The sequence below is a fragment of the Bartonella fuyuanensis genome, assembly GCF_014197255.1.
Taxonomy (GTDB): Bacteria; Pseudomonadota; Alphaproteobacteria; order Rhizobiales; family Rhizobiaceae; genus Bartonella; species Bartonella fuyuanensis.
This window is the reverse complement of sequence record NZ_JACIFE010000004.1, coordinates 74,386-87,943: the sequence shown is the minus strand read 5'-3', so window position 1 is coordinate 87,943 and position 13,558 is coordinate 74,386. Positions and strand designations below refer to the sequence as shown.

Here is a 13,558-nt window from a genome sequence, read left to right as displayed (position 1 = left end):
TTTCTACCTTAAACATTTTTCTCAAGCCAATTACCAATGATATTTTCCAAAACAACTTGAATATTAGCTTGCTTGATGTCATCAATAAGCTCAGAGATAAATCCTTTAATCAAAAGTGCACGAGCCATTTTATATGGGATACCGCGTGCCATGAGATAAAAAAGATAATCATGATTAATATTAGCAATTGTTGCGCCATGACCGCATGCCACATCATCAGCAAAAATCTCCAATTCAGGCTTTGCATTAAATTTTGCATCATCTGAAAGGATAAGACTATTACAGGCCATGCGTGCATCTGTTTTCTGTGCTTTTTGAGCTACACGTATTATTCCTTGGAAAACACCAACAGCCTTATCTGTAACCACATTGCGTATAATTTCGGTTGATGTTGATTTTTCTTCCACATGATGAACAGTCATTGTAAGATCGCTATGTGTTTGCCCTGATAATAAATTTATAACGCGTAATTGAAAATCAGATTCTTCTCCTTGTAATTCAATATCGATTTCTTGGCGATTTAGTTGACTCCCTATATTAATGACATAAAGTGATAACTTCGCTCTTTGATGAAGGATAGCACGAAATCGACAAAACTGTGTAGAATTAAAATCACGATTGCGAATAAGAATCCATGTAACATCACTATCAGCAGCAATATTTAATGAAAATATTGCACTGACAAAGGTATCTTTATCATTGCCAATCTGATGCTCAATAAATATAATTTGACTATTTTTATCAACTTTTATATCTGAAAAAATATGAGATTGTCCCCCCATTTGTATATTTTGTAATTCAATGGGTATCCTCAGCTTTGTATTTTCAGGAATGTGAAAAAGCCAACCATCTGTAACAAAAGCTGTATTTAACTGTCCAATAAAATCCTCATCAGAGATGTTTTGATTTATCTGTACAGAATTATCTTCTAATGCATCTGAAAGGCGTTTTATTGTAATATTTTCTACCTTTGATTGTATTGATGTTCTTCCATTGTTCATAGAAAAAACAGCGCTCTCTGAAAGTAGCTTGTTAACTAATTGATTGTCTTGAACTTTTGAAAAATTGCTAACCGATTTCAGTAATGTACGCAAATTGGTATAGTGCCATTTTTCAATTTTACGGGAAGGAAGTCGTGTCTTTTGAAACTGCTCCATCGCTTTCTTACGAATTTCCCGCACAGCTTTATCTCCAGGTAAGTCGTTGATATACTGATTGAAATTACTGAGTATATCTTTTTCAATTGCTAACAAGTTTTGCTGTGCATTCATATTCAATAACCTCAAACGGCTTCCTTGATAAGATCAGCGTACCCATTTTTCTCTAAATAAAGAGCTAAGGATTTGTCTCCGCTTTTGATAATTCGTCCTCTATAAAGAACATGTACCGTATCAGGAATAATATAATTAAGCAGTCGTTGATAATGAGTAATCACCAAAAATGAACGTTTTGAATCCCGAAATTTATTAACACCATCTGCAACAACTTTTAGCGCATCAATATCTAAACCAGAATCTGTCTCATCTAAAATGCAAAGTTTAGGTTCAAGAAGTGCCATTTGCAAAATTTCAGCGCGCTTTTTTTCTCCACCTGAAAAACCTACATTTAATGGACGCTTTAGCATATCCATATCTATTTCAAGTTTGGCTGAAACTTCTTTAACATATTTTATAAATTCAGGAATTTTAAGCTCTTCATCACCTCGTGCTTTACGTTGAGAATTCATTGCAACTTTTAAAAATTCCATCGTTGCTACCCCTGGTATTTCCATTGGATATTGAAATGCAAGAAAAATACCGTATGCAGCACGTTCTGCCGGATCCATTTCTAAAAGTGAATGCCCATTATAAAGAATATCTCCTTCTGTTATTTCATAATCATCACGACCAGCAAGCAAATAAGATAGAGTTGATTTTCCGGCTCCATTTTGTCCCATGATAGCGGCAACTTCTCCATCTTGAATTGTCAAGTTTAAACCACGAATAACTTCTGTATTGATCTCAGCAATACGGGCATGCAAATTTTTTATCTCTAACATAATCTAATCCTGTTTGGGCTGTTTTTTCAAATACTAATGCACGTCATTTCGCCTTAAAAGCTCTCTACTTTGTAATTACCATAGAGGCCATTATTGAGCATTACATGCTACTGTTACAGCCTTTTTGTATCAAATTTTCTATTTTCTAATTAAATAAAATTATCCAACACTACCTTCAAGGCTAATACCAATAAGCTTTTGCGCTTCAACAGCAAATTCCATGGGAAGTTTTTGAATAACCTCTTTTACAAAACCATTGACAATTAATGCGATAGCTTCTTCCTCGAGAATTCCTCGTTGCATAACATAAAAAAGTTGGTCATCAGAAATTTTTGATGTTGTGGCTTCATGTTCAAAGTGAGCGGTTGCATTTTTCGCTTCAATATAAGGGACTGTATGAGCACCACAATCATTTCCGATTAATAAACTATCACATTGCGTAAAGTTACGCGCATTTTGTGCTTTTCGATGAGCAGTGACTTGTCCTCGATAAGTGTTATTTGAAAAACCAGCAGAAATCCCTTTGGAAATAATATGACTGGATGTATTTCTTCCTAAATGAATCATTTTTGTCCCGGAATCAATTTGTTGATGACCGTTTGCAACAGCAATAGAATAAAATTCTCCACGCGCATTATCACCACGGAGTAAGCAGGATGGATATTTCCAAGTAATCGCAGAACCGGTCTCAACTTGTGTCCATGAAATTTTAGAGTTATCACCCCGACAATCTCCACGCTTCGTCACAAAATTATAAATACCGCCCTTTCCATCTTTATCACCAGGATACCAATTTTGCACTGTAGAATATTTAATCTCTGCATTTTTAAGGGCAATAAGCTCAACAACCGCAGCATGAAGTTGGTTTTCATCACGTTGGGGTGCTGTACAGCCTTCAAGATAAGAAACATAGGAATCCTCAGCGGCAATAATCAATGTTCGTTCAAATTGGCCTGTATTGCGTTCATTGATTCTAAAATATGTTGAAAGTTCCATAGGACAACGAACCCCTTTAGGAATATAAACAAATGAACCATCTGTAAAGACAGCTGCATTTAAGGCTGCATAATAATTATCGCCCACAGGCACAACTGTTCCTAAATATTCTTGAATAAGCTCAGGATATTCAATAATTGCCTCTGAAATAGAGCAAAAAATTACACCAGCACGTGCCAATTCTTTTTTGAATGTTGTCACAATAGAAACAGAATCAAAAACCGCATCAACCGCTACCTGTCCTGATACAGATAAGCTATCCTCAAAAGTAGAAAGATTAGACTGTTTTTTTATTCCTGCCAAAATCTCTTGCTCTTGGAGAGGAATACCAAGCTTTTCGTACGTTGCTAATAACTCTGGATCCACTTCATCTAAAGACTTTGGTCCTGTATGATTTTTAGGAGCAGCGTAATAATAAAGCCCCTGAAAATCAATTTTAGGATATTCAAGCCGTGCCCATTTAGGCTCTTGCATTGTCAGCCAACGACGATAAGCTTGTAAGCGCCATATTAACATCCACTCAGGCTCATGTTTTTTAGCAGAAATGAATTTGATAATCTCTTCATTTAAGCCTTTTGGAGCTTTATCCGTTTTAATCTTCGTTTCAAAGCCATATTTATATTGATCAACATCTATTTCACGTACTTGTCGTATTGTTTCTTGTACTGCCGGCATAAATTTTCTCCATTTTTCGGCATAAAAACTGGTAACTAAAAGTCTTGTTCTTTACAAGATTTAAAGTAAGCAAGTTATTCCTTAGGCTATAGGCAAAGTGAAAAAATTTCAATCGAACTTAATTTTATCTTGAAATAATTCTAATTTTTATAATTTTTTGATGATAAATTTTATCTTTTTTTCCTGCTTATAATTTGAGAAAAAAATAATAGAAAATCATCAATATCCTCAGAAGTTGTGTCACGTCCTATCGAAATACGAATGGCTCCATTTGGAACATGATATCCCATTGCCTCCAACACTTTGCTTTGTTTCACCTTTCCCGAAGAACAAGCAGAGCCAGCTGATACAGAAAATCCTTCTAAGTCAAAAGCAATTTGCATTGTTTCAGCTTTTATATTTTTTACAGTAAAGTAAGTTGTATTTGGTAAACGTTGAACTCTTTTGCCAAAAATTTCAACATTTTTACTTATTTTTTGCAATCCATCTTCTAATTTATTACGTAAATATATTAACTGTTTTATTTCTTCCTGCGTGAAACAATCAGCCATTGCTGCCCCAAAAGCAGCAATAAGAGGTAATGCTTCTGTTCCTCCGCGTCGACCTTTTTCTTGTCCTCCACCGATGATAAGAGGACGTGGCATGAGAAGATTACCACATGAAACAAAAGCGCCAACTCCTTTAGGACCACCAACTTTATGCGCAGAAAGTATAAAAAAGTCTCCTCCTAGCTGATTAATATCAACAAAATTTTTATCTACATATTGTGTCAAATCAACAACAAGAGTGCCTCCTAAATTCCGAATAATAGTAGCTATTTTTTTTAATGGTTGAATAACACCAGTTTCACTATTCGCAGCTTGAACAGCAACAAGAGGTAAACCTTTTGTTTTATCGTGAGCCATTAAGAGTGATGTTAATTTATCTTGTTGAATGATCCCATCTGAATCAACAGCAATGATACTTATCAATTCTTTAGAAAAACGTCCTCCCGCCAAAACAGAGGTATGTTCAGTTGCTCCAAGGTAAAGATGAGAAAATTCAATCTTTGCATTCCCCATATTATAAAAGGGTGTTAATAAAGTCATTGCTGCTTCACTCGCACCAGAGGTAAATACAATGTTATCTGGATCTGTTTTAAGTTTTTCAGCAATTTGTCGACGTGCCTTTTGTAATAAAGTTTTAGCAGCACGCCCTTCTGTATGAACTGACGATGGATTGCCAAATATCTCTAAAGACTCTAGCAATGCCATTTGCGCAATTTTCTTGAGCGGTGTTGTTGCGTTATGATCAAAATATCGGCGTTTTATAACCATTTTACTCACAATCATTAATCTTATGAATTGATTTTAAAAAAATAACGCAATTTTCTTGAAAAATGCACTTAAAAAAGAATATCTAATGCTTATTTAAAAAATTTTATGGTAAAAATCGATCAAGGTCAATAAAAGCCTTTTATAGCATTTAAGGAGCATTTTAATGCCAGAAATTATTTTTAACGGTCCTGCGGGTCGGCTCGAAGGGCGTTATCAACCTTCACAACAAAAAAATGCGCCCATTGCGATCATTTTGCATCCTCATCCTCAATTTGGTGGAACTATGAATCATAAAATTGTCTATGATCTCTTTTATATGTTTCAACAACGTGGCTTTACAACTTTACGTTTTAATTTTCGTGGTATTGGTCGCAGTCAAGGTGAATTTGATTATGGCATAGGAGAACTTTCAGATGCTGCTGCTGCTCTCGATTGGGTGCAAACACAACACCCAGACTCTAAAAATTGCTGGGTAGCAGGATACTCATTTGGTGCATGGATTGGTATGCAGCTTTTAATGCGTCGACCGGAAATTGAAGGATTTATCTCTGTTGCGCCTCAACCTAATGTTTATGACTTTTCATTTCTTGCTCCTTGTCCGTCTTCTGGGCTTATCATTCATGGCGGTAACGATAAAGTTGCTCCTCCCAAAGATATTCAAATGCTTGTTGATAAATTGAAAACACAAAAAGGTATCATCATTACACAAGAAATACTGGAAGGAGCTAATCATTTTTTTTGTGGATGTCATGAAGAACTTATTGAACGATGTGCAAGCTATTTGGATAATCATATCACCAATGAACTTTTAGATCCTCCCCCTGAAATACTTTCACTAACTTAGGAAACATAAAAACTTCACAAGAAGCAGCAAAAGTTTTTTTGATCATAACAAAGTAATTTATTTTCAGGTTATATTTGCAATTTTCCTAAATTTTATTTCCTAATAGAAATTAGGTTAAAGAGGCCTTTTTTCTATTACTGGAGGGTATTTTTTAGTGTAAAAAGATAATAATACTTATATTATTAACCTCGATTATCAATATATCTCTTTCTCTTGTGATGAATGTTTTATTTATGATATATAACGCATTATTGATCTGGTAGATAAGCACCTATGCTATAAAATGAATGCACTCTTAAAATTAGGAAATTAAATCTGTGTTTGCCTTTAAATCTGATTTTTTACACATTATGAGCGAACGTGGTTTTATCCATCAAATTTCGGATGAAAAAGGCCTAGATGATCTTTTTTTAAAAGAAATTGTAAGTGCTTATATTGGATTTGATCCAACAGCATCAAGCTTACATGCCGGAAGCCTTCTTCAAATTATGATGCTTTATTGGCTACAAAAAACTGGTCATCGTCCTATTGCTTTGCTGGGTGGAGGGACCGGATTGATCGGTGATCCTTCCTTTAAAGATGAAGCGCGACGCCTTCTGACACAAGATGATATTGCTGCAAATATTGATGGTATTAAAAAGATATTTTCTAACTATTTAACATTCGGTAACCGAGAAACCGATGCTTGTCTTGTGAACAATGCTGAATGGTTATGCAATTTAAACTACTTAGAATTTTTGCGTGATGTAGGAAAACATTTTTCTGTCAATCGTATGTTGTCATTTGACTCCGTCAAACTCAGACTTGAGCGTGAACACTCTTTGTCATTCTTAGAGTTTAATTATATGATTCTGCAAGCTTATGACTTTGTTGAACTTTATAAACGTTACGGGTTGCGTATGCAAATGGGGGGATCTGATCAATGGGGAAACATTATTAATGGAATCGAATTAGGGCATCGTTTAGGAACACCGCAATTATATGCATTAACATCACCATTGCTGACAACCTCTTCCGGTGAGAAAATGGGTAAATCATTGAGTGGTGCTGTATGGCTAAATGCAGAGATGCTCTCACCTTACCAATTTTGGCAATATTGGCGCAATACCGAAGATGCTGATGTGATACGATTTCTAAAGCTCTATACTCCCTTGCCAATGGATGAAATTCTCAAACTTTCTCAATTACAAGGAATTGAAATAAATGAAGCAAAAAAAATTCTTGCAACAGAAATTACGGCAATGTTGCATGGACGTGCTCTTGCCGATGCAGCAGCAGAAACAGCTCGCAAAACATTTGAAGAAAAAACACTTGGAGAAAATCTCCCAACTGTTGAAATAAGCGTAATAGAATTAAAAAAAGGTGCTGGATTGCTTGCTCTTTTAGTAAAAGCAGGACTCGCTAAATCGAACGGTGAAGCCCGGCGACATATTCAAGGCGGAGGGATACGTGTTAATGATCAAATAATAAAGGATGAAGCACGGCTTATTATTGAAAAAGATATCACTGCAGAAGGAATTATTAAACTTTCCTTTGGAAAGAAAAAACATATTTTGATCAAACCGCTATAATTTATTGATGCCTCATTCATTTTGTATTTATGTTCATGATATTTCTTGCACTTTCTTCCCTCATTTTTCAATTTAATTTTAATAGAATAATTTTTATATGATAATGGAAAAAATCTTGAAATAATTCTATCCTAGAGAGTTGAAACTTTATTCCTTCTCTGTATGCTGGTGGCCAATCTTTGCACTCAAAAAGAAAGATAAAAAAATGACAAAATCAATGAAAGGCACTCTTGCTCCTAATTTTAATTTATTACGCGACGGAGGAGAGACAGTGTGTCTTTCTGATTTTAAAGGCAAACCTGTTGTTTTATATTTTTATCCCAAAGATGATACAAGTGGATGCACAAGAGAAGCACTTGATTTCACAAAATTAAAGAAAAAATTTGATGAAATCGGCGTTACTATTATTGGAATCTCTCCAGATAATGTAAAAAAACATGATAAATTTAAACAAAAATATGGGCTTGATATCATTTTGATTTCTGATGAAGAAAAAATAACTCTGGAATCTTATGGTGTTTGGGTAGAGAAAAGCATGTATGGACGCAAATATATGGGGGTTGAACGGAGTACTTTTTTAATTGATGTAAATGGAATAATAGTAGAAGAGTGGCGAAAAATAAGTGTATCTGGACATGCTGAAAATGTTTTAGCTGCTGCAACACTTTTACATTATAATGGTAACTTGTAAACTGTATGCTTGATTTATCTTAAAAAGTAAAAATTACCCTCTTTGATTGATTTTATTTTTTCAACTATTCTAATTTAGTTTGAATTGGTCAAAATTAATACACTTACACCCATCATAAAGCAATATTGGCGTCTAAGAAAAAAATCAAGAAAGGAAACAGGAAAATACCGCTTTAAATCTCTCCAGTATTAAAGGCTATCGTAAAACACAGCATACATAAAATAAATAGCTTTAAAAAGAAATCTACATCCCTTGAGGAATGGTATATAATTAGCTAATATCCTTAACTTCTTTCTCTTGTCCGTAAATGCGTCGAGCAAGTGCTGATTCTATAAATGTATCTAAGTTGCCATTAAGTACAGATTGGGGATCAGTATTTTCAATACCTGTGCGCAAATCTTTTACAAGTTGATAAGGTTGAAGAACATAAGACCTAATTTGATGTCCCCATCCAATTTCTGTTTTAGAAGATTCAGCAGCATTCATTTCTTCTTCCTTTTTTTTGAGCTCTTCTTCATAAAGACGCGCACGTAACATTGACCAAGCTGTAGCGCGATTTTTATGTTGAGAACGCTCAGTTTGACATTGAACAACAATACCCGTTTTTATATGTGTGATGCGAACAGCAGAATCTGTCGTATTAACATGTTGTCCTCCTGCTCCTGATGCACGATATGTATCTATACGCACATCCGCCTCTAAAACATCAATTTTAATATTGTCATCAATAACCGGATAAACCCAAATGCTAGCAAAAGAGGTATGACGCTTTGCATTCGAATCAAATGGAGAGATCCGCACCAAACGATGAACACCTGATTCTGTTTTTAACAGCCCATAAGCATTATATCCTTTTACAAGAATAGTTGCTGACTTTATCCCTGCTTCTTCTCCATCATGAATTTCTAAAACTTCAACTTTCATTTCATGCTGCTCAGCCCAGCGCATATACATACGTAAGAGCATAGAGGCCCAATCTTGGCTTTCTGTTCCCCCTGCTCCAGCATGAACTTCTAAATAGGTATCATTCGGATCTGCTTCTCCTGAAAGAAGTACACCAATTTGCCTTTTATCTATTTCACGTTTAAGATTACGGATTGAATTTTCTGCATCAGAGATAATTTCAACATCATTTTCTTCTTCGCCCATCGTGATAAGCTCAATGCATTCTTCAAGTGTTTTTGTAAATAATAAAATGCTATTGATTGAATCATCAAGACGCTGACGCTCACGCATCATATCCTGTGCCCGTTGCGCATCACTCCATAATGATGGATCTTCCGCTTTTTGATTAAGATATTCAAGACGCTTTAGGGATTGATCCCAGTCAAAGATGCCCCCTTAGCAATTGTATTGCTTTCTGGATTTCATCAACTAATATTTCTATTTCTGCTCGCATAATCTAACACTGTATTTTTAAAGATATGCCTCTTAGCATCTTATGCTAATAACTTCTATTAAAAAATGGCACGATTTTATCAATTGTTTACAGGACTGATATTGTAAAAAAATAGATAAAATCCTGATACATGGTAAAAAATCATCGCTTAATACAGCCCACCTGTCCCCCTTTCAAGAGCTTTATTGACTTGTGGAGAAGTGGTTACTGCAGGAACACCTTCTTGAAAAGAATTTGTGCCTCCAATGACTTGATATATATCAGCAGGACCAGTTCCTGGTTTAAATGCCTCTAGAATGACATCCTGATCTCCTCTTTCCGCAAGCATTCCTGTTTTCCGATTAATTGGCATTAAAATCATACCCTTTGGCATCTTAAAGGGAACATCTGGCTTTCCCTTAAGGGCATCTGCCATAAATGCACCAAAAACAGGTGCAGCTAATGAACTTCCTGTTCCATTATATCCTAACGGAGCTGGTTGATCGTAGCCGATAAAAATACCAACGACGATGTCAGGCGTAAATCCCATAAACCAAACATCTTTAGAGTCATTGGTTGTTCCTGTTTTAGCGGCGATATGTCGATTCAGATAACGTAAGCGTGCTGCAGTACCACGCTGAACAACCCCTTCCATCATCGATGTAATCTGATACGCTGTCATAGGGTCAAGAACTTGATCTCTTTCATCAATCAATATGGGTTCACTTTGATTATTCCATGAATGCGGATTACAATTTTCGCAAATACGGTCATCATGACGATAAATTGTCTTCCCATAACGATCTTGAATTCTATCTATCAGAGAAGGTTTAATAGAGCGTCCTCCATTGGCAATAACGGAATAAGCTGTAACCATCCGTAATACTGTTGTTTCTCCAGCTCCTAAAGCCATGGGAAGATAAGGCTGCAATTTATCTACTACCCCAAAACGTTCTGCATATTCGGCGACGAGAGGCATTCCCATATCATTGGCAAGTCGTATTGTCATAAGATTCCGAGAACGTTCAATGCCGTAACGCAATGTTGAAGGTCCTGCAAAGGTGCCACCATAATTTTTGGGTTGCCAAATTTCACCATTATATTGACGCACTTCAATGGGGCCATCTAAAATAACGGATGCTGGTGTATACCCGTTATCAAGTGCTGCCGCATAGACAAAAGGCTTAAAAGCAGATCCAGGTTGGCGATAAGCTTGGGTTGCACGATTAAATTCAGACGCAGCAAAAGAAAAGCCTCCCACCATCGCAAGAACGCGCCCCGTATGAGGTTCCATAGCAACAATTGCACCTTCAACCTTTGGAATTTGTTGTAAACGATAAGTGTTATTTGTATTAGACAATTTTTCAACAAAAATGACATCTCCAACTTGTAGAACATGAGACAAGCTCTGAACAGTTTTTCGATAACTATTTTCGTTCACAACATGCAATGCCCATTTTGAATCAACTTCTGATAAAATAGCAATCTCTCGTTTTTTTGATAATATACCTGAAGCTTCACGTTGTGGTTGTAAACCAATCTCTACTTTATTGAGGTTAGCAGAAAGAACAACGGCTAAACGCCATTCAGGAACATCGCTTAAGCCTGTAATATTTGCAAGTTTTATCCCCCAGTCACCTTTCTCATCAATATGCGCATAAGCTCCACGCCATCCTTGCGAATGATCAAATTTAATTAATCCATCGTGCAAAGTACGTCGAGCAATAAGTTGTAAATTTGGATCAAGTGTTGTACGGATGGAAAGCCCACCTTCGTAAAGTGTTTTAGCCCCATAGCGATGCATTAAACGACGTCGTACTTCTTCAGTAAAATAATCAGCCGCAAAAACATAGCTATCTCTACCACGCATTGTGGTTTCTAAGGGCTTAGTTTTCGCTTTTTCAGCTTCTTCATGCGTTACATATCCATTTGAAACCATCCGATCTATGACCCAATTTCGCCGATCAATAGCACGCAGTGTATGCTTAAATGGATCATAATTTGCTGGTCCTTTTGGAAGAGCCGCTAAATAAGCACATTGTTCTAGCGTCAAATCATTAACAGATTTATTAAAATAAGTTAAAGAAGCAGCCGCTATACCATAAGCACCACGCCCCAGATAAATCTCATTAAGATAAAGCTCGAGAATATGATCTTTTGAGTAGGTTTTCTCAATACGCATTGCTAAAATAGCTTCCTTAAATTTACGCTCTAATGTTGTTTCTGAATTTAAAAGAAAGTTTTTAGCAACCTGTTGCGTTATAGTTGATGCGCCCTCTGGACGTTTTCCAGAGCTAAGATTACGAATATTATTGATTAAAGCTCGAGAAAGTCCTTCCGGATCTAAACCAAAATGATGATAAAAGTTTTTGTCTTCAGCTGAAATAAAAGCATCTATAACAAGCTTTGGTATTGATTGAAGCGGCAAATAGAGGCGATGTTTTGTTGCAAACTCTGCCATAAGACGGCCATCAGAAGCATGGACACGGGTCATTACTGGAGGCTCATATAGTGAAAGAACTTCATAATCAGGAAGTGCATTTGCTTGACCGCTGGTCATAACACCCCATACTGTTGCGCCACAAAGTCCAATAGCAATAAAAAAACGAAGAAAATATCTTAAAAAAATCATCATCGAAACAGCTATCGCTTTCTTAAGAAGTGGTGAAAGAAAAAAATACATTATCTCAACTACATCACGTGGATATCACTCCAAGATGAGATAAAGAAAAATTGTTTTCCATCGTTATATTTATATAGGATACACTAGAAATTAGTACTAATACTCTATTTTCTCACAAATTTAAAGAGGCTGTATCATTTTCTGCCTGTAATCAGCAAATTGACGCACAGAATAAGCAATAGAGGCTGCCATTTGTTTCCTCCAATAAGGATCGTTTAACAACTTTTCATCCTCTTTATTGGATAAATAACCTATCTCTATCAAAACAGAAGGTATATCTGAAGCTCTTAAAACTTGAAAATTAGCATACCGATGAGGATTATTGATCAAGTTAATATGACTCTTTGATAAATTTGAAATAACACTATTTGCAAAATTAACCGAAAAGGCATGCGTTTCTCGTCGCGTAAGATCCATCAAAATATCTGTAACTTCAAGCGTTTCATCTGCAGGCAAACCATCAAGCAAATCAACTTGATTTTCGCTTTCAGCTAAAGATTTTGCAATAGCATCAGAGGCTTTATCTGACATGGTGTACACTGTAGCGCCACGAAGAGAATGTACATCAATCGTATCAGCATGAATGGATATAAAAAGATCAGCATCAAACTCTTGCGCTTTTTTAACTCTTTCACTTAATCTTAAAAAGATATTGGAATCACGCGTTAAAGCAACAGCAATATGAGGCTCCTTTTGTAATTCATCTCGTAATGCACGCGCAAAATCTAAAGTTACATCTTTTTCTAAAATTCCAGTCACCCCCCGAGCACCACCATCAATACCACCATGGCCAGGATCAAGAACAACACGAAAATCACGTGCAGGAATCATTGGTGTTTTTATATCAAAATTAATCTTTTGCTGGTTCTTTAATATCTCATCAAACTTTTCTTGTGTATCTTTATGAATATCAATCAGTAATTGCCATGAACCATTTTCTAGTTTTTTTACAACATTTTTTTCAACAATGAAAGCCGTTTTACTTGTCAAAATAATGCGCGAAGTCTGTCTGTCCGAAAAAGCATAACGCACATCTGAAAGCATAATGGATAATATATTCTGTTTCTTTAAAGGCGTATTTTGCATCGAAAAGTCAATTGCAGATAAATTGATAACCAAACGTGCAGGCTTATCCAAAACCTGCAAACGAACATTTGGTTTTGAATTGAAAACCGCAATAATACGCGTATGGACACTATCACCAATGGTTCGAAAATTAATAAGTCTCAAAGAATCTGCGGCTTGAACACCAGGGTGAAATATCAAAAAAAATAATAAAAAGTATGTGACTTGCAAAATAATATCCCAATAGGCTGCTTTCAGCTTTTTGGTAAAAAAAAACCTTATCATAAGTAAAATACTCTAC

At 35.8% G+C, this 13,558-nt stretch carries 10 protein-coding genes; 3 read left to right on the top strand and 7 right to left on the bottom strand.

The genetic code is table 11. The features are described 5' to 3' along the window. Window positions 1-8: 8 nt before the first annotated feature. From sufD to GGR08_RS03175, 4 genes are all read right to left on the bottom strand, one after another. Window positions 9-1,271, bottom strand: a complete 1,263-nt coding sequence (gene sufD / locus GGR08_RS03190; protein ID WP_183193950.1) for a Fe-S cluster assembly protein SufD — start codon at window positions 1,269-1,271, stop codon at window positions 9-11. An 11-nt stretch (window positions 1,272-1,282) separates the two neighbouring features. Further along, a complete protein-coding gene (gene sufC / locus GGR08_RS03185; protein WP_183193949.1) occupies window positions 1,283-2,038 on the bottom strand; it encodes a Fe-S cluster assembly ATPase SufC in 756 nt (251 codons plus the stop codon). Window positions 2,039-2,197: 159 nt separating this feature from the next. Then, window positions 2,198-3,709 carry a Fe-S cluster assembly protein SufB gene (gene sufB / locus GGR08_RS03180; RefSeq protein ID WP_183193948.1) on the bottom strand — a complete coding sequence of 504 codons (1,512 nt, stop codon included), beginning with the start codon at window positions 3,707-3,709 and terminating at the stop codon, window positions 2,198-2,200. 170 nt (window positions 3,710-3,879) lie between these two features. Then, on the bottom strand, window positions 3,880-5,025 hold the full coding sequence (locus GGR08_RS03175) for a cysteine desulfurase family protein (protein WP_183193947.1): 1,146 nt from the start codon (window positions 5,023-5,025) through the stop codon (window positions 3,880-3,882). Window positions 5,026-5,188: 163 nt separating this feature from the next. Between GGR08_RS03175 and GGR08_RS03170 the strand changes: the two genes are divergently transcribed. The 3 genes from GGR08_RS03170 (at window position 5,189) to GGR08_RS03160 (ending at window position 8,131) form a co-directional block, all read left to right on the top strand. Beyond that, window positions 5,189-5,869 (top strand): alpha/beta hydrolase, encoded by a 681-nt coding sequence (locus GGR08_RS03170; protein ID WP_183193946.1) that lies wholly within the window; start codon window positions 5,189-5,191, stop codon window positions 5,867-5,869. Window positions 5,870-6,186: 317 nt separating this feature from the next. Continuing rightward, entirely contained in the window at window positions 6,187-7,440 is a 1,254-nt protein-coding gene (tyrS, locus tag GGR08_RS03165) for a tyrosine--tRNA ligase (protein ID WP_183193945.1), read from the top strand. Between the two features lie 205 nt (window positions 7,441-7,645). Then, window positions 7,646-8,131 (top strand): peroxiredoxin, encoded by a 486-nt coding sequence (locus tag GGR08_RS03160; protein WP_183193944.1) that lies wholly within the window; start codon window positions 7,646-7,648, stop codon window positions 8,129-8,131. A gap of 270 nt (window positions 8,132-8,401) precedes the next feature. Here GGR08_RS03160 and prfB read toward each other — a convergent pair. The 3 genes from prfB to GGR08_RS03145 form a co-directional block, all read right to left on the bottom strand. Continuing rightward, a protein-coding gene (gene prfB, locus GGR08_RS03155; protein ID WP_183193943.1) for a peptide chain release factor 2 occupies window positions 8,402-9,530 on the bottom strand; the annotation gives its coding sequence in 2 pieces (ribosomal slippage) (window positions 8,402-9,460 and window positions 9,462-9,530; 1,128 coding nt in all). 148 nt (window positions 9,531-9,678) lie between these two features. Further along, entirely contained in the window at window positions 9,679-12,144 is a 2,466-nt protein-coding gene (locus GGR08_RS03150; protein WP_183193942.1) for a penicillin-binding protein 1A, read from the bottom strand. Between the two features lie 168 nt (window positions 12,145-12,312). Continuing rightward, window positions 12,313-13,542, bottom strand: coding sequence for an N-acetylmuramoyl-L-alanine amidase (locus GGR08_RS03145; protein ID WP_183193941.1), 1,230 nt, complete (start codon window positions 13,540-13,542; stop codon window positions 12,313-12,315). Window positions 13,543-13,558 lie beyond the last annotated feature (16 nt).